The organism is Psychrobacillus sp. FSL H8-0510, from assembly GCF_038008345.1.
Taxonomy (GTDB): domain Bacteria; phylum Bacillota; class Bacilli; order Bacillales_A; family Planococcaceae; genus Psychrobacillus; species Psychrobacillus psychrotolerans.
In genome coordinates this window covers 1,760,094-1,776,730 of the sequence record NZ_JBBOYZ010000001.1, presented here as the reverse complement: position 1 = coordinate 1,776,730, position 16,637 = coordinate 1,760,094, and the positions used below count along the sequence as shown (strand labels likewise).

Annotated in this window: 17 protein-coding genes and 1 tRNA gene; 12 read left to right on the top strand and 6 right to left on the bottom strand. The window is 34.8% G+C overall.

From position 1 onward, the window contains the following. Nucleotides 1–216, bottom strand: a complete 216-nt coding sequence (locus MHI40_RS08680; RefSeq protein ID WP_340762298.1) for a hypothetical protein — start codon at nucleotides 214–216, stop codon at nucleotides 1–3. A gap of 142 nt (nucleotides 217–358) precedes the next feature. Between MHI40_RS08680 and MHI40_RS08675 the strand changes: the two genes are divergently transcribed. The 4 genes from MHI40_RS08675 (at nucleotide 359) to MHI40_RS08660 (ending at nucleotide 3,828) form a co-directional block, all read left to right on the top strand. Then, nucleotides 359–910, top strand: coding sequence for a copper resistance CopC family protein (locus tag MHI40_RS08675; protein WP_340762297.1), 552 nt, complete (start codon nucleotides 359–361; stop codon nucleotides 908–910). Next, on the top strand, nucleotides 907–2,013 hold the full coding sequence (locus MHI40_RS08670) for a copper resistance D family protein (protein ID WP_340762296.1): 1,107 nt from the start codon (nucleotides 907–909) through the stop codon (nucleotides 2,011–2,013). The genes MHI40_RS08675 and MHI40_RS08670 overlap by 4 nt, the downstream gene beginning before the upstream one ends. 81 nt (nucleotides 2,014–2,094) lie before the next feature. Further along, nucleotides 2,095–2,604, top strand: a complete 510-nt coding sequence (locus MHI40_RS08665; protein ID WP_340762295.1) for a GNAT family N-acetyltransferase — start codon at nucleotides 2,095–2,097, stop codon at nucleotides 2,602–2,604. A gap of 261 nt (nucleotides 2,605–2,865) precedes the next feature. After that, nucleotides 2,866–3,828 (top strand): nucleoside hydrolase, encoded by a 963-nt coding sequence (locus MHI40_RS08660; RefSeq protein ID WP_340764448.1) that lies wholly within the window; start codon nucleotides 2,866–2,868, stop codon nucleotides 3,826–3,828. 32 nt (nucleotides 3,829–3,860) lie between these two features. Here MHI40_RS08660 and MHI40_RS08655 read toward each other — a convergent pair whose 3' ends face one another. Genes MHI40_RS08655 through MHI40_RS08645 form a run of 3 tightly spaced genes read right to left on the bottom strand, consistent with a single transcriptional unit; the run spans nucleotide 3,861 to nucleotide 7,633 of the window. Further along, nucleotides 3,861–4,973: a Ger(x)C family spore germination protein gene (locus tag MHI40_RS08655; RefSeq protein ID WP_340762294.1), complete on the bottom strand. Its 1,113-nt coding sequence runs from the start codon at nucleotides 4,971–4,973 to the stop codon at nucleotides 3,861–3,863. Beyond that, the gene (locus MHI40_RS08650; protein WP_340762293.1) at nucleotides 4,960–6,081 is read right to left on the bottom strand and encodes a GerAB/ArcD/ProY family transporter; all 1,122 of its coding nucleotides are present in this window, start codon (nucleotides 6,079–6,081) and stop codon (nucleotides 4,960–4,962) included. The genes MHI40_RS08655 and MHI40_RS08650 overlap by 14 nt, the downstream gene beginning before the upstream one ends. Before the next feature lie 16 nt (nucleotides 6,082–6,097). After that, nucleotides 6,098–7,633, bottom strand: coding sequence for a spore germination protein (locus MHI40_RS08645; protein ID WP_340762292.1), 1,536 nt, complete (start codon nucleotides 7,631–7,633; stop codon nucleotides 6,098–6,100). 229 nt (nucleotides 7,634–7,862) lie between these two features. Here MHI40_RS08645 and MHI40_RS08640 point away from each other — a divergent pair, with 229 nt between their 5' ends. The 5 genes from MHI40_RS08640 to MHI40_RS08620 all read left to right on the top strand — a co-directional run bounded on the left by MHI40_RS08640 (nucleotide 7,863) and on the right by MHI40_RS08620 (nucleotide 12,975). Then, entirely contained in the window at nucleotides 7,863–8,354 is a 492-nt protein-coding gene (locus MHI40_RS08640) for a DUF2975 domain-containing protein (RefSeq protein ID WP_340762291.1), read from the top strand. Nucleotides 8,355–8,370: 16 nt separating this feature from the next. Next, complete coding sequence (locus tag MHI40_RS08635; RefSeq protein ID WP_340762290.1) at nucleotides 8,371–8,595, top strand: helix-turn-helix domain-containing protein; 225 nt, start codon at nucleotides 8,371–8,373, stop codon at nucleotides 8,593–8,595. A 225-nt stretch (nucleotides 8,596–8,820) separates the two neighbouring features. Next, entirely contained in the window at nucleotides 8,821–9,027 is a 207-nt protein-coding gene (locus tag MHI40_RS08630) for a helix-turn-helix transcriptional regulator (protein ID WP_093534220.1), read from the top strand. A gap of 54 nt (nucleotides 9,028–9,081) precedes the next feature. Next, the gene (locus MHI40_RS08625) at nucleotides 9,082–9,579 is read left to right on the top strand and encodes a hypothetical protein (RefSeq protein ID WP_340762289.1); all 498 of its coding nucleotides are present in this window, start codon (nucleotides 9,082–9,084) and stop codon (nucleotides 9,577–9,579) included. Between the two features lie 225 nt (nucleotides 9,580–9,804). Next, nucleotides 9,805–12,975, top strand: a complete 3,171-nt coding sequence (locus MHI40_RS08620) for an ATP-binding cassette domain-containing protein (RefSeq protein WP_340762288.1) — start codon at nucleotides 9,805–9,807, stop codon at nucleotides 12,973–12,975. Nucleotides 12,976–13,397: 422 nt separating this feature from the next. Here MHI40_RS08620 and MHI40_RS08615 read toward each other — a convergent pair whose 3' ends face one another. Continuing rightward, nucleotides 13,398–13,775, bottom strand: coding sequence for an rRNA methyltransferase (locus tag MHI40_RS08615; protein ID WP_340762287.1), 378 nt, complete (start codon nucleotides 13,773–13,775; stop codon nucleotides 13,398–13,400). Nucleotides 13,776–13,879: 104 nt separating this feature from the next. Continuing rightward, the gene (locus MHI40_RS08610; RefSeq protein WP_340762286.1) at nucleotides 13,880–14,419 is read right to left on the bottom strand and encodes a helix-turn-helix domain-containing protein; all 540 of its coding nucleotides are present in this window, start codon (nucleotides 14,417–14,419) and stop codon (nucleotides 13,880–13,882) included. A 124-nt stretch (nucleotides 14,420–14,543) separates the two neighbouring features. Here MHI40_RS08610 and MHI40_RS08605 point away from each other — a divergent pair, with 124 nt between their 5' ends. The 3 genes from MHI40_RS08605 (at nucleotide 14,544) to MHI40_RS08595 (ending at nucleotide 16,561) form a co-directional block, all read left to right on the top strand. Continuing rightward, nucleotides 14,544–15,971: a SulP family inorganic anion transporter gene (locus tag MHI40_RS08605; protein ID WP_340762285.1), complete on the top strand. Its 1,428-nt coding sequence runs from the start codon at nucleotides 14,544–14,546 to the stop codon at nucleotides 15,969–15,971. A 12-nt stretch (nucleotides 15,972–15,983) separates the two neighbouring features. Further along, complete coding sequence (locus MHI40_RS08600) at nucleotides 15,984–16,403, top strand: universal stress protein (RefSeq protein ID WP_340762284.1); 420 nt, start codon at nucleotides 15,984–15,986, stop codon at nucleotides 16,401–16,403. An 86-nt stretch (nucleotides 16,404–16,489) separates the two neighbouring features. After that, nucleotides 16,490–16,561: transfer RNA gene (locus MHI40_RS08595), tRNA-Asn, on the top strand. Nucleotides 16,562–16,637: the final 76 nt, after the last annotated feature.

Sequence of the window (16,637 nt, the reverse complement as noted above, 5' to 3'; positions counted from 1 at the left end):
CTAAAAATAGTCATAATAAAAAGCATTTCCATTAGGTGTTATACCTTCTGTGAAATGCTTTTTATATTTTGTATATTGTTGCTGTAATTTTTCTTTTTTTGATTTAGTCATTCGCACATGGGTACTAAAGTTAACCTCATTTCTAGCTAATGATACATCTTTGCCTATATTACGTATTAGGTGGTCTCTTTTACGTCTTGCAGTGGATTTTGCCATTAAAATCTCTCCTATATATTATATTTGACACATATAGAATATCTCAAAATTACGAAAAATACAAACTTCACACATTCTTCATGGCTTTATGGTATAAGTATAGTGGCATTAATATTTATGCACAAAATTTTGGAGGCTTATTATGAAAAAAATATTATGGATGACAATTGCTTGTGTACTTTTGTTTAGTAATAACGCGCTAGCACACACTGGCTTAGAAAGCTCCACTCCGGCACAAGGGAGTACTGTTACAGAAAAGTTAAATGACATTACACTTTCATTTTTAACAAAAATTGAAGAAACTAGCTCCTTTACACTAACGAATTCCTCTGATGAAGAAATAGAAGTAGAAGACATTACTGTAAATGACCATTTACTAACTGGGAATGTTATGGAAAGCTTGGCAAACGGAGCTTACCAAATCAATTGGAAAATAATTGGAGCAGATGGTCACCCGATAGAGGGGGTTATTGATTTTGTTTTAGATGCTCCTGAAGAGGTTGAAGCAGTTGAACCAACAACTGAACCCCTTGATGAAGTAGTACCAGTAGAATCTAATACGGAAGAAATAGATACGACAGTGGAAACAGAACAAGAAGAGAAAAGCTCTATTTCAACAGTAGGAATTATTATCGTCTTAGTCATTATCGTTGCACTAGCTGCTTGGTGGATGACTCGGAGAAATAAAAAATGATGTTTGTTTTAACCACTATAAGCGAGGCGCTTCTATATGTGTGCTTCGCTATATTAATGGGGAGCTATATTCTCGCTTTATTCCCTGATGATTTAATACCTACTATTGTTGTTTCTAGAAAGGTAAAACTATTTGCCGTAATTGGTATAGCGATCTTTTCTTTTGTCCCGCTTATTAGCTTAGTCATCTACTTATCCGAAGACTATGGTTTATTTCAATCTTTACAGTCCATTTTATTGACCTTCGAGGTAGGGAAATCTTGGTTATTCATGTTCGTTATAACGGTGTTTTTAGGAGTGTATATCCAATTCTTTCACGAAAAGAAAGCACCTTACTATTCAATTATAGGGATAATACTCGTTTTTCTACTTATCTTGGGTGTAAGCTGGTCAAGTCATGCTAACTCTATTGAAAGCTTAAAAGGATTCATCACGCATTTCCTTCACTTTGCATCTGTTGTCATTTGGGTAGGGATATTACTTATAGTAGCTTGGTTTTCCAAAAATACGAAGAACTGGCTTTCCTTTTTAAAGTGGTTTCATATCATGGCGTTGTACTGTTTTGGTATTATAATAATAACTGGTTTATCGTTGATGAGCTTCTCTACACCATTAGAGGCATATCCTGATACTTGGATGGTTTCTTATGGACAAAGCCTACTGATTAAGCATCTATTTATTATTCCACTAATTGCGTATGCTTGTATAAATGGTATTCTCATGAAAAAACGATTACTTAAAAAGGAGAATTTCGATCCTCGTCCTTGGGCAAGAGTAGAATTCTTCATACTTCTCCTAATTTTTGCAGCAACGGGGGCTATGAGTCAACAATCACCACCACATAATATGTACGAGACAATAAGTAATGAAGGTTTTTCTTCGTTATTTATACTCTTTCATGATGAAGTTGTATTTTCGGACATAGCTGTTCAATTGGTATTTAGTATAGACGGAGTACTCCTACTATGTATAGCGGTCCTTTTTCTTGTAATGAGCCTATTCTCATTCGTTAAAAAGATGCCGGCCATATTTTCCTTTATCATGAGTCTATTCGTCGTCATAGCGGCTTATTTGGGCTTATTACTAAGTATTCAAATTGTATAATCGGGTTCTTTTAAAAGCATTTCCAACGGTGTATAATCCATCTTGGAAGTGCTTTTATTTCTAGGAGAATGGGGAATACAGATGAACCAAGATATAGTGATAACTGAAATGTCCTTCGCTGATTGGAATTCGGTCAGAGAGATATTTATAGAAGGGATTAGAACTGCGAATGCCACCTTTAGAACAGAAGCACCATCATGGGACGAATGGAATGATGATCACCTAAGATATTGCCGATTTGTTGCCAAACAGAATGGTGCAGTAGTGGGGTGGGTAGCATTTACCTCTATTTCTACGATGCGTGCATTTTCGGGAGTTGTAGAAGTAAGTATATATATTGCTTCAACTGCAGCTGGAATGGGGGTTGGTAGTAAATTGCTTCAACATATAATTGACTCTAGTGAGCAACAGCAAATTTGGACAATCCAAGCCATGATCTTCCCTGAAAATATTGCTAGCATAAATTTACATAAAAAGTTTGGTTTTGAAGAAGTAGGTACGAGAAAACAAATTGGAAGATTAAATGGAATCTGGCGCGATGTCGTATTACTTGAGCGTAGAAGTAATATGGTCGGTATCGGTGTTAAATAGCAGCTTCGAATTGCATACGAAAAAAGTGCCATCCCCCTTGAATGGAACTGGTCTATTCTTCCACTTAGAAGCGATTATATCTAAGTGGTTTTTTTATTGTTTACAAATTTTAGTATCCCATTTCATTTGTTACTCATTTGAAAAGAACAGGTTAGGTCTTTGCTTAGCTTCCATAAATATTGGTAAATAATAGGGACTCATTAGTACCATTAGCCATAACATAAAGTACTTAAAATAAGAAAAAACAAAGGAGGGGCATACCTGAGTAAAAAAGTACTTCTGTTTGGTGATATTGGCATCGACGATACGGTTGCATTAATCTATGCAAGTTTAAACAAAGATATAGAAATTGTAGGCATCGTAGCAGATTACGGCAATGTGTCTAGAGAAGATGCTGTATCGAATATATATTATTTAATGAAATTATTTGACTTTCCTGGAGGAATTCCAGTTATCCGCGGGGCGGAGGTACCTTTAACAGGGGAGGAGCCCACTTTCTATCCAGAAATACATGGAGAACATGGACTCGGTCCAATCATTCCGGATGATAAACAAACTGTAATTATCGAAAACTTCCTTGAAATAGTCCAAATAATAGAGAATTATAAGGATGAATTAATAATTGTTAATATTGGTCGACTTACTTCACTTGCCACGATGTTCATACTCTACAGAGACCTTATGACAAATGTGAAAGAATTTTATATTATGGGTGGGGCTTTTTGGATTCCAGGAAATGTCACAACTGTTGCAGAAGCAAATTTTCACGGAGACCCTGTGGCTGTGAATATTGTGCTGACGTACGCAAATAATGTAACGATTATTCCATTAAATGCCACACAACAGGCAATAGTCACACCTGAGATGGTAGATTATATAGAACAATTCGGGCAAACTAAAATTTTCAAACCATTAATGGAATACTATACACGCTTTTATCAAGAAAGGGACCCGTCCCTACAAGGGAGCCCCGTCCATGATGCTCTCACCCTAATAGCAACGATCTATCCAGAGATTTTCATGTTTGGATCTTATCCAGTTATTATTGTAGATGACCTGGGTGGACCTTCAAGAGGTCAAAGTATTGCTGATACTCGGCCGTATTCAAACAATAATGGGGAAAAGACTCATCGTATAGCATTTAAAATAGATTACGAAAAATTCTTTTATCATTTCTTGTCTGTAATGACAGGTCAACAAACAAAACGGAATACTAATTTATAAGTTTGACTAAGATGAGGTTTTTAAGTCCTCACTCATTCAAAAACGCCACTTCTCAGTATGGTAAGGTCTACTTTAACATTTACTTTCATATTTTTGTATAATTCATGCCATTTTTCCTTTGTTAGTTTAGAGTTTCTTACCGAGCTTCGATACTTATCTCCGAAAGCAAAAATGTCTGATTCCACACTCTGACAGTATGCAATAACCCTAGATATCTCTCTTGACAGGTTTTTACTAATCGCTTCTTCGAGTTTCTTGACAGTTTTGGGATCTCCAATATTTACATCAGGATAAATTTCTGTTAGTCTCGTTTTTATTGTGATATTCAAATCAAATTCTGGCGTATTTTTGTTAATTAATTTCAGCTCTTTCTCAGAAGTAATAGCATCGAATGCTAAAGGAATTTCATCAGGTTTGTTTTTCATCAAATCATCTGGAATTTCCTCTTTTGTCAAAATTGTTTCAAATGTTCCAGATTTATAATTACCTCCAATTAGTTTCACATAAAAAGTATCTTCTGGTCGTAATGAACTTACCATTTTGCCGTTCTTAAAAATAGCAATTCCCGATAATTCCACTAATTCTTCCTCTTTTTTTATGATAGGCATAAATATATCTTCTCCTTCCGAATAAAGATCTCGGCCCACTTCATGAAGAGTAGAGGAAATCATATTTTCTTGATCAATGTTTTGTTCCAATAGCCTAAAAATATGTTGTCCAATATCGTCAATGTTTTGATATTCGTATTCCAACAAAGGTGCCGCTACAGCCATATAAAGACTATTACTGACAGTTGGGTTTTCCAGATGTGCATCAATATAGCGATGAATATCGTCCTTTGCTAACTCTTCTCCAAATAAGACAACTCTCATTTGACCTACTACTACTTTTTTAGATAATTTTCGGTTGGTTTTTACTCGATTGCCCTTGCTAGTTGAATTTTCCGTTGTGACCACTTCTACGTTACTTTGAAATTCTGGATTCACTTCACGAACAGCGGAGGTAGTGGCCATCCTTTCTTCTTTTCCGACATCATAGCCAACTAAGGTTACCAACCCAACTCTATCTAATATATTTGTCTCCACACACCCAATAAGGAGACTGGGAAGAAAAAGGATAATGAAATAAAATCTATAGTTTTTCATTGTTTTGCTCCTTTTGTGATGTAAATTTCTTCTTTAGCATCGTAATCAGGTATAACAAAACGGGATAAACAAATACGATATAAAAGGCGGCTTTACCTAGATAAGTGTTCATCGTATTTATCTGTGGTCTAGTTTGCACCATCAAAGTACCAAAGAAAGCAAGGATTGAAAAGATCCAAACGAATTTTATGCTACTTACTTTTACTAACCGAATCATCCCGCGATATGCAGCCCATAGATATAAACAAAGATTTGGCAAAATGATTAACATCCAGAAACAAACCGCTACAAACTCAAATCGCTCCATAAAAGGAAAACTGATAAAACTAAACAATGTTAATGTTGCCCAGACTGTTTTAAGGAGCTTGCCTTCCGTGTAGTACATAATAGATACCAACATGATTGAAAGGTAAATAAATGTGGTAGACAACAAAGCTAAGTGCGTATATTTGCTCGCTTTTTTCTTATCTTTAATAAAAGGATAAATTATGTTTAATATTTCGAACCCAATAATGGTAAAGGTCATGGAATGTGCTCCTTTAAGTAAGGAGATGATATTTACTTCTAAAATAGGAAATAAACTATCCATCGTTGAGAACTTTAGGGGAAACACTAACATTGGAATAATCCAGACAGCGAGTATGACACTAAAAAAAGAGATACCAACCATCACACGCAGTCCACCGGTAAATGCATACATTATTATTAATAGTAGGGTAATCGAAAGAAACCATGTACTAATTCCAGGAAATATCCATGCTTGAATTACTTCAATATAATTTCTCAATACAGAAAAAAACGCTACAAAACAATACAATATATAAATGGCATTCAAAAAATTCCCAATCCATTTTCCATAAACATCTTGCTGGATTCCATAGAGGTCATTAGAGCCATAAACTTCTAAAGTCTTAATCATACAAAAAGCGACTATATGTGTGGCAAGTCCTGCAAGGAGAACCGAAATCCATGCATCATGTTTGGCATCTTGATACACAATACGTTGAAAACCATGTACACCAACGCCAATTTGAGTACTGTGAACGACAAAAAACAGCAAATAAGCATTAATCATATCTTTTGGGCTAAGTTGAATTGTATTATTCATTCTTTTCACCTTCAGTTCAGCTGTTTTCAGGTTTAATAGGTTCAGGTTTATATTTTTCTTTATCAACGGGTCTTGCTACCTCAGGCCTCTTAGACGTTAAGGGGTAAGGTAATCGGATAATACTATTTGCCAATCCTTTCAGCCTAAGAGGATAAAATGGCGATAGGTAAGGCGCACCTAGACTAGTTTGGCGCAGAAGATGTATGAGGATAAAACAAAATGCTAGCATAATTCCATAAAAACCCCAAAAGCCAGCAAGTATAATAATAGGAAATCGGATTAGCCTAATAACATTACCCATCATGTAACTTGGAGTAGTAAAAGAAGCCAAAGCGCTTAAAGCAACAAATATGAGTAAAATATTACTTGTGATTCCTGCTTGAACAGCTACTGTTCCAATTACAATACCACCAACAATACCAATAGTTTGTCCAATTTTCGTTGGTAATCTTGCTCCAGCCTCTCTAAGCAGTTCAATAATAAATTCAAGTAACAATGCCTCGAATACAGGTGGAAAAGGAACCAGTGCTCTCGATTCACTTAGAGGAACCAAAAAAGCCTGCGGAATTACTTCATAATGAAAAGTTAATGCCCCTACATATATAGGTGTCAAAAATACTGATAAAAGAATAGCCGTAAATCTTAAAAGCCGTGAAAATGTAGCAATTTGCCATCTAAGGTTTTGGTCTTCTTGACTTTGAAAAAATTCTATAAATGACTGTGGGCACACAATTGCCATGGAACTACCGTCCACTACTATACCTAATTTGCCGTTTAATAGACCATCACAAAACCGGTCTGGTCTTTCCGTCAGAAGCATTTGTGGGAAAGCTGACATAGAATTGTCGTCAATCATTTCTGATAAAACGGCACTATCGAGTAGTGAATCAACATCGAGATCAGTAATTCTTTGGCGCAACGTGTTAACCATCTGTTCATTTGCAATCCCATTAATATACAGAAGAGCAACGGAAATATTTGTCCTTTTTCCTACTATGAACTTTTCATTACAAAGATCTGGACTCACAATATAGCGACGTATTAAGGAAATGTTAGTAGATAGACTTTCATTGAACCCGACCTGAGCACCAATTACTTGTGATTCGTTTTCAGGTGTAGACAAGCTACGAGATTCCAGTTTCGGAATATTAGCCATTATTACTTGAGAGTGTCCTTCCAAATGGATAAGCACTGAACCAGTAACAATTGATTTTACGATCACGTCCAAACGAGTGGATGCATTTATCTCTGGTATGGAAAGTGCAGCCTTTATAGTATCTGGCGTATCAACTGATTTTTTTTGGAGATTGGAGATAATATGATCGGTTAACACTTGATCATTTACTAAATTGTCTATATATATGAGAGTAATATTAGGTGGAATGTCTTTCACGATTAAATCAGATGGATCCTGAGTTGCATCTTTGATTAATTGAACAAAATCCATCTTAAGCGGTGTCATCATGCCTATATCTTTTCTCGGAGCAGCTGTTTCTTCGGGTGCTTTCTCTTTGTTGTGCTTGCTTTTACTGAAAGGTAGGGTAAATTTCATGTTGAAACAAAGGCTCCTTCCATTTCTAAACTTACTTTATAGAATAGGCTTTAACAGGCAAAACTATACTTTTTACAATTACTTTTAATAAACAACCAGTAGCTTAGTGGAATTTAATTACTAAAAATCTATTTTACAATAATTTTGTAATGTATTTTAATAATTATATATTGATAAACGATAAATCTAATGCTATTATGAAAGTATATTAAATGTAGGAGGTACTTTTATGATACGAGGATCAACAATTTTTCTAAAGTTAGCTGTTATTCTTATGGGAATCCCCGTTCTCGCAATGTGTATTTTTTTATTGCCCCAAATAGCTGCGGAAGCCAAGGAGGCAATAGAAAAAGGATCGGAATTAGCGTATGTCGTGTACGGACTTCTAACAGTAATGTATATTTCCGCAATCCCTTTTTACTTCGCTTTGTACCAATCTTTTAAACTATTAAATTACATTGATAAAAACTTAGCTTTTTCGGACTTTTCTGTTAGAGCCCTAAAGAAAATTAAAACCTATGCGATTATTATAAGTGGCTTATATGTTGTAGCTTTACCATTTGTTTTTATCATGGCAGAGGTGGATGATGCACCAGGTTTAGTAATAGTCGGGATGGTACCTGTTTTTGCATCCTTAGTAATTGCCGTTTTTGCTGCTGTCCTTCAAAGGCTTTTGAAAGAAGCGATAGATATAAAAGAAGAAAATGATTTAATAGTCTAAATCTGAGGTGAATAGTATGGCAATAATTATCAATATTGACGTGATGCTCGCAAAAAGAAAAATGAGTGTAACGGAACTTTCAGAAAGAGTTGGAATCACAATGGCCAACCTTTCCATATTGAAAAATGGGAAAGCAAAAGCAGTGCGATTATCCACATTAGAAGCTATTTGCAAAGCGTTAGAATGTCAGCCAGGAGATTTATTGGAATACAGAAGCAATGACGAAGATCCGCAAATATAATAGTTCATTAAACAGGTAGAATATAGTACCAACGAAAGGCATCGAGAAAAATCTTGGTGTCTTTTTTTATTTGTTTGCTAGAGGTATTCATATAGCGATGTGCAACTATACCATACATATGGAGAAATAAAAAAAGTAAAGTTAATTAAACATAAAGTAAAATAAACTATACAAAATGACAATTCAACTATACAATAATTTTAGAATGTTAGGAGAGGGAGCCATTTGTTAAAAAATCGAGTAAAAGAGTTAAGGGCCAGATTTAATTTGACGCAAGGAGACCTGGCGGAAAAGACTGGCGTAACTAGACAAACCATTGTTTCTTTAGAAAAAGGAAGTTATACCCCTTCGTTACTGCTTGCTATGAATATTGCAGAGGTATTTAAAGAACCAATCGAACAAATTTTCTACAAAGAGGAGAACAAGTCCTAATTGTTTTAGTATATTTATGTATTTTAATGCTTGTAAAAAGAAAGGGGTTATATAATGAGAAACTTGTCGATATCCATTGTTTTACGTATATTACTTATTATTTCATTCGCTCTTGTCGCTTTTATGCAGGTAAAAGACACTCAGCTTTCTGAGATGTTTTTAAATGATGAGATTAGTTTCGAATATTATAAGGAAAATGAGATTAATACTAGTGTGTATGGTTTAATTTTTGTCATTTTAGCCTTGATAAATTCCTGGTACACTAACTATCTTTCGAAGAAACGGAATAATGGGCGAATTCTTATGAGGGAAATAGTTATTCCCGAAATGAACCTGAATGACGATGAAAGAGAATCTGAGATTACAGGGAAATCTGCTAAAGCAGCATTCTCCGTAATCATTATAGCCACATTCATAGTGCTAGCATTTTTTGCGTTAGTCATTCCATATTTGGATAACCCTTTGCCATATTCTGTTTTTACTATTGCTGCACTACCGATAATTGGACTTCTCACATACTACATCACATATAGAGTATTGTATTTACGATGAAAATGTGGAGTGGTTTGTATATATAGCATGACTTTGATGACACTTGGAAAAAGGAACAGGGGGGGCTGGAAGATTTAAGGAACCTAGTATTGACGGTCTTTAGTATTCGAATCCTGACGACACATTTAAACGTTAAATAGGCACATATGCAATAAAGGCCAGTTTTGTTTCAAGCTCTACAAACATGACAATATTAAATAGAAAGAATGGAATGGATATTACAAAATGAAAATAAATCAATTAATTGCAAATAATATTAACAATTTAGAAACAGAAATACCTGTAGACAAATCGTTTGGAATTGCCGGTCTTTCCGGTTCTGGTAAAACAACATTTTGCCAAACAATTGGCGAAGAATCGAAGAAACGTCTAGTTTCACTATTGCCAAAGGCAGAATATCAGTATTTATTCCCTAATATTATGGAGACCAATTTCAGTGCCATCAAAATGGAGGAGATGCCTTTAGTACTTTTTCTCGGAAAGTCCGCTATTTCTTCTAATCCGCGTTCAACAATTGGTACACATACTGGTGTGTTTAAAGAGATTCGCGATACTCTTGCTAGAAAATTTAGTCTTTCACCTGAAGTTTTTTCATTTAATAATGAGTTAGGATGGTGTCCTGCATGTAAAGGTCGTGGTACAACGAAAAATATCGAATGTAAAAAATGCGGGGGGAAGCGTTATAACACGGAAGTCCTACAAAAACGAATGGAATTGTTCGATCAACCACATAGTATTTCGGATATTAACAACTTAAGTATCGAATCGATTCACTCATTGGCAGAAGTTTTACATATTAGTGAAGCGAAACAACATATCCTTAAGAATATTATCAATATGAACATCGGTTACTTAACTATAAATCGTATCATGGGTACATTATCAGGCGGCGAATTAACAAGACTTTACTTGGCTGAATTCATGGCAGCAAGTGAAAATACCATTATAATTATTGATGAAATCTCCGTTGGTCTTGATCATCAAACATTAATGCAAATTCTAGAACAAATTAAAAAATTGGGTTACAAAAATCAGATTTGGCTCATTGATCACTCAGACACCGTGCTAGACACAACGGAAGAGCAATTGTTCTTTGGACCTGGAAGTGGAAAATATGGCGGTAAAATTGTAGAGGAATCCCCACGCCCAAACCCAATCAGTTGTGAACGAAATGAGGAAACACCAACAGAAAACTATCACTTCCATGAACTTTTCAGTCGAAATATTCAAATGACTGAAATTCAAATTCCTCAAAATAGAGTTGTCACTTTTACAGGAGAGTCAGGGTGTGGTAAATCTACGCTAGTAAATGAGTGTATAGCAAAAGATTTTCTAAAGCGCTATCCAAAAGACAAACTAGTAATGGTTGGGCAAAATCGCAACCAATCAATTACTAGCCGTTCAACAGTGGCAACTTTTCTTGATATTAAAAGGAAACTCACGAAATATAGGGACGAAATTGATGGTATTTTTCTGCGATCGATTGAGGATATTATCGATGAATTGCCAGAGGAGGATATCGCTCATAAACGCTTGAGTTTACTGATCAAACTGGGACTTGGTTATTTAACGTTGGAAAGAAAAACTCAATCATTATCGAATGGTGAGTTTCAATGTGTACATTTAGTTTCTGAACTGTTTGCTAATTCTAGAAATCCACATACTCTTTTTATTTTTGATGAGCCCTCTAAAGGTTTGTCACAAAATATATTAAATCAATTCATTGATAGTATTAGAATTATTCTGCAAGATGAATCAATTTCCATCATTATGATTGAGCATAACGCTTATATGCTAGAGAACTCTGATTTTATCGTGGATTTTGGGAAAAGACAACTTGCGCCTGTGGAGCATCTTGATGTTATTAGCCATGATGATTATTATCGTGGGCAAAACACTTCGAATGGGGTTCCTCCATTGCGAATTTCTTCTACCATCAGTCAACAAACTGGCATTAATTACTTGAAAGAAAACCAGATTAATTATTTTAAAAATGCAGAAAACATCTATAAGGGCGGAATTTTAAAAAGCTTATCATCTATGGCCCGATTGATATACGGGGAATACGAGTCTGACAAAATTGCTCCTGTCATTGCAATAGACTTGGAACGTCATTTGTATAGTCAATATAGTTTTCTCTATGAAATAGGCGGTCTAATTAACCATATTGTAGCTGCACATCCAACCAATAAAGATACGAGGAGCTTTGATTTTTATTATCAAGGCAATTACTGTCCGAGTTGTTCTGGACGTGGGGTAATTGAAGTATTTGATATGGATGTGGTTATTCAAGACAAGACTGTACCATTCTGGGATGGTCTACTGCACCCAGATGTCATGGAAGTATTAAAATATTATCAATATCCAAAATTGGAATTTTTATTTGAAGAGATTAAAAATGAACTAGGTCATGATATTAGCAAAAGCTATAATGACATGACTGAACAAGAAAAGCATACTTTTTTATATGGGTATTGGGATAAGTCCTTTTATGACAAAGCAGGCAAAACACAAAGAACATGGCAAGGCTTTAATTACCTAATTGGGATGTATATGTTCATTTCGAAATCGATTATTAAAGAGCAAATGAAAGAATCTAAACAAATGATTTCATGTCCGGTGTGCAAAGGATCTGTGTTAAACCATCATAAACAACTTAAATTTGGTGAGACAGATATCCGAGAGATTATACAACAGCCACTTGAACAAGTGTTAAAAACGGTAGGGGAGTTACCTGAACTTCTTAAATTGAAAGCTATTGTAGGCGGCGATATGTCTTTGACCGAAGATGTATCATTATTACCTAGAGAAACTCAAGCTGCACTTAAAATGCTCGAATTAGAACTAGCAAGCTTTGCTGGTTATGAAATGGTACTGCAAAATGTATTGCCATTTTGGGATAGCATCAAAAACAATATTGAATGCATTAGCAACAATAATAAGGTGACTATTTGTGATTTTGACAATATCATTGAAACAAGAGAAACCATCATTGATAAGTATTTCACGAATGGAAAATATAAAAAACTAACGTATGTTTATGAAGCATTTGGTTACAAAAAACTTGTTACTCAGGTTAACAAAATAAGAAAAAGTCACCCATGTCCATTCTGTAAAGGAAAGAAAGTAATAACGGAAGAGAATCTTCATGACGGCGTGCACAAATTAACGATACCTTGTGTGAGTTGTCATGCCACTGGTATTAATAATGAGGGACTACAGGTGACAGTCGAAGGTAAATCAACAGATATATGGCTTACTGGGGAAGTTAGAGACGTTATGGATGATAGTTTAACTCTTGGAATTGTAGCAGATCTTCTGCTGTTCAAACGTATTCGGGAGTTGAACAAAGAAGAAATGATGGCAGTTTATGATTATCTGGAGCAAAAGAACTAAGTTGTCAATATAAATGAAAGCTATATAAAAACTCATTTGCAATAATAATTGCGAATGAGTTTTTATGCTATTCTGAAGAAAAGCATTTTAGGTAAATAAATATCAAAGGGAGAGATGAAGTGGAAAAGCAAATAAAATTTTAGTTATTGAAGATGGCAATGATATTACTATGTAGAATTCTTAAAAAAGTGGAGAAAGATTATACTTTTAATCTTTAATTAATCATGGAACATGGTATTTTACATTCATTTATTTTAAATACGAATGTAATCAAATATCAAAAAAGAATTTTAGTCTGTAAAATTAGTAAAAATTTCTCTGATATCTCACTATTACTAGTATACTTCAATAACGAAACGTAACTTAGTATAATATATATTATGACCACATCCCTATTTTATAATTTCATTTATGTCTCTTCTTTACTCTTTTTCTATTCTATATCGCCAATTTGCATTTTTTACATCCTCTATATTTATGTAGCTTTCGCTTGCCTCAATTACATCATTTAAATTTAACTTATTACTCTTAGCAAACAATCGCAAACTCTCCAGTGTTTCCTTATCACAGGTTGTACGAAATTCTATGCGATCTTTCGGTCTGTTTTTCTTGTCGAACATTAATGCACTTTCTTTTAATATATTTTCAAACCCGTTTTCTAATAAATAACCAATATGCGAATTTGACTCTTTTGCCATTACTTTGAGCTTTTTTATTAAACTGGCACTTATACGTGTTTTATATTCAATTCTCGTTTCATCGACAGTTTGTATTAACTTTCCATTTACTATTTTCCACATATCTTTCACACCTTTTCAAAGTTTGTATCGTATTATGCTCTATTTCTTTCATAAAGGCCTTTTAAACTATTTTAAGACTCAATAATAGGTTTACCCCTATCCTTCTATTTAAACTGGTCTAAATAGCGATATAAAGTAGATTTACTAATGCCAGTTTCCTCTTTTATTTGCTGCAGTGTATATGCTTTGCTGTCATACATTGCAAAAGCACTATTTAAATTATCATCTGACTTTTTCGGCCGGCCAATGATTTTCCCTTGCTTTTGGGCTTCACGGACCCCAAAAATGGATTGGTGACGTTTAATTTTCGTTTGTAAATTCGTCAATAACTCTAATATCTCTAGAAGCCTCATTGATAAAATATCTGTATTACTTAGATTTTCATCGATAAATGTGACCGTTACTTCGTCTCTTTCAAATACTCTCAATAAATCTTGGAATTGTGTAAGAGAATCCGCAAGCACTACGAAATTTTGTACATACAATTGATCCCCCTTTGAGAGCTGCATGACTAAGTCTTCTAGTTCATGTCTTTTTTTCATATAGGGATGTTGCTCTATATAGACTTCTGCATGTTTTATATCCACTAGCTGTAACTTAACATCTTCATCATTTATTAATGGTCTTTTGTATCCGAATTTCATTTTTCTCCTCCAATTTCCCAAAAGCATTCCTATTTAGGAAAAGACATGTTATGATATGACAGATTGTCCTAAAACACAGGTTTTTGGGACATTATAAATTGACTATATCCGAAGGAGAACCTATATGCAAACTATTCAACAACAGTGGTTTGGAAATATTCGAGGCGATATATTATCAGGGATTGTTGTCGCACTTGCACTCATTCCAGAAGCCATTGCTTTTTCAATTATCGCTGGTGTGGACCCTATGGTTGGTCTTTATGCTTCCTTTAGTATAGCTGTCATTATCGCTTTTGTCGGTGGCAGACCGGGTATGATTTCTGCTGCTACTGGTGCCATGGCACTTGTTATGGTTAATTTGGTTGCTGATCATGGGTTGAATTATTTATTAGCGGCTACAATTTTGACTGGAGTCATTCAAATTTTCTTAGGGGTCTTCAAAATAGCAAAATTAATGCGTTTTATCCCTAATTCAGTCATGATTGGCTTTGTTAATGCATTGGCTATTTTAATCTTTATGGCACAGGTCCCTCATATCTTAGGGGAAGGCATATTAACGTATGTATTTGTCGCTGTTACATTAATAATTGTCTATACAGTACCACGCTTTATAAAAGGGGTCCCTGCCCCACTAATTGCGATCGTTATTTTAACTGCAATAACATTTATATTTGGTATTGAATTAAAAACGATTGGAGATTTAGGTACGATAACACAAAGTCTACCAAGCTTTTTCTTACCGGACGTACCATTCTCTTTAGAAACTCTTCAAATAATACTGCCTTACTCTTTAGCACTAGCTATTGTTGGTTTACTTGAATCGTTGTTAACTTCACAAATAGTTGATGATATGACGGATACAAAATCAGATAAAAACCGGGAAGCACGTGGACAAGGAATCGCTAACTTTATCACAGGATTTTTCGGTGGTATGGCTGGTTGTGCGATGATTGGTCAATCGATGATTAATGTGAAGTCTGGCGGACGTGGTCGTCTATCTACATTGGTTGCTGGGGTTTTCTTAATCTTTCTAATTATAGTTTTAGGTGATTTAGTAATTGATATTCCAATGCCCGTGTTAGTTGGAATAATGATTATGGTATGTATTGGTACATTTGATTGGTCTTCATTTAAATATATTGTGAAAGCACCACGTGCAGATGCAGTTGTGATGATTGCGACTGTTGCAATCGTTGTCTACACGGATAACTTAGCTATCGGTGTGGTAGTAGGTGTTATATTAAGTGCCTTATTCTTTGTTGCTTCGATCTCTAGGGTGAAAATAACGGAACATGATGGCATATATATTATTGAAGGTCCCCTTTTCTTTGCTTCTACTCAACATTTTGTTCAAACAATGGAAAAAACAACAGTAAACACTATTACAATAGATTTATCTAGTAGCCATTTGTGGGATGAATCATCCGTTGGAGCAATTGTTAAAGTTGTTTCAAAATTAGAAGAACAAGGAAAATCGGTAACAGTAATTGGGATGAATCCAGCTAGTGAACTGCTATATCAAAAACTATTAGGAATTACAACTTCACACTAAGGAGGATTAGTTATGTATCCACACATTCTTTTAGCAACAGATGGCTCTGAAAACTCCGTTCGTGCCGCAAAAGAAGCGATTAAACTAGCTAAGTGTTCATCCAATTCTAAAGTCGAAGTAGTGATGGTCACAGATTTTGACAAATCAAAGCAAGACATTCTACATGCCCAATCAGCCGAATCATTGCTGATAGAACGCAAACGTAAAATTTCCAATGTAGAACAGTTACTAAAGGATGAACAAGTGAATTATAAAGTTACTTTTTTAAAAGGATCCCCTGGTCCAGAAATTGTTCGATATGCAAAGGAACAAAAAGTTGATCTTGTAGTTGTTGGCAGTCGAGGTTTAAACACTTTACAAGAAATGGTGTTAGGAAGTGTCAGCCATAAAGTGATGAAGCGAGTCCACTGCCCTGCATTAATAGTTAAATAAGAATTATTTAACTATATTTTTTAAAAAATTAGTTGTATATAATAAACAAAGTTTGTTCATAATAAGTTTTGTAAGATATTTATAATTCCGTAGTAGCTCAGTGGTAGAGCAATCGGCTGTTAACCGATTGGTCGTAGGTTCGAGTCCTACCTCCGGAGTTCAGAGCTAAAAAAGAATGGTTGATCGTGACTTTAGTTCACGACCAACCATTCTTTTTGTTTATCAGTTCCATTT

Excerpts from the sequence above, each read along its gene's own strand:
- MHI40_RS08665 (WP_340762295.1), top strand. The coding sequence starts at position 2,095 with ATGAACCAAGATATAGTGATAACTGAAATGTCCTTCGCTGATTGGAAT.
- MHI40_RS08620 (WP_340762288.1), top strand. The coding sequence starts at position 9,805 with ATGAAAATAAATCAATTAATTGCAAATAATATTAACAATTTAGAAACA.
- MHI40_RS08670 (WP_340762296.1), top strand. The coding sequence starts at position 907 with ATGATGTTTGTTTTAACCACTATAAGCGAGGCGCTTCTATATGTGTGC.
- MHI40_RS08600 (WP_340762284.1), top strand. The coding sequence starts at position 15,984 with ATGTATCCACACATTCTTTTAGCAACAGATGGCTCTGAAAACTCCGTT.
- MHI40_RS08625 (WP_340762289.1), top strand. The coding sequence starts at position 9,082 with ATGAGAAACTTGTCGATATCCATTGTTTTACGTATATTACTTATTATT.
- MHI40_RS08640 (WP_340762291.1), top strand. The coding sequence starts at position 7,863 with ATGATACGAGGATCAACAATTTTTCTAAAGTTAGCTGTTATTCTTATG.
- MHI40_RS08645 (WP_340762292.1), bottom strand. The coding sequence starts at position 7,633 with ATGAAATTTACCCTACCTTTCAGTAAAAGCAAGCACAACAAAGAGAAA.
- MHI40_RS08655 (WP_340762294.1), bottom strand. The coding sequence starts at position 4,973 with ATGAAAAACTATAGATTTTATTTCATTATCCTTTTTCTTCCCAGTCTC.
- MHI40_RS08675 (WP_340762297.1), top strand. The coding sequence starts at position 359 with ATGAAAAAAATATTATGGATGACAATTGCTTGTGTACTTTTGTTTAGT.
- MHI40_RS08635 (WP_340762290.1), top strand. The coding sequence starts at position 8,371 with ATGGCAATAATTATCAATATTGACGTGATGCTCGCAAAAAGAAAAATG.
- MHI40_RS08615 (WP_340762287.1), bottom strand. The coding sequence starts at position 13,775 with ATGTGGAAAATAGTAAATGGAAAGTTAATACAAACTGTCGATGAAACG.
- MHI40_RS08650 (WP_340762293.1), bottom strand. The coding sequence starts at position 6,081 with ATGAATAATACAATTCAACTTAGCCCAAAAGATATGATTAATGCTTAT.
- MHI40_RS08680 (WP_340762298.1), bottom strand. The coding sequence starts at position 216 with ATGGCAAAATCCACTGCAAGACGTAAAAGAGACCACCTAATACGTAAT.
- MHI40_RS08605 (WP_340762285.1), top strand. The coding sequence starts at position 14,544 with ATGCAAACTATTCAACAACAGTGGTTTGGAAATATTCGAGGCGATATA.
- MHI40_RS08610 (WP_340762286.1), bottom strand. The coding sequence starts at position 14,419 with ATGAAATTCGGATACAAAAGACCATTAATAAATGATGAAGATGTTAAG.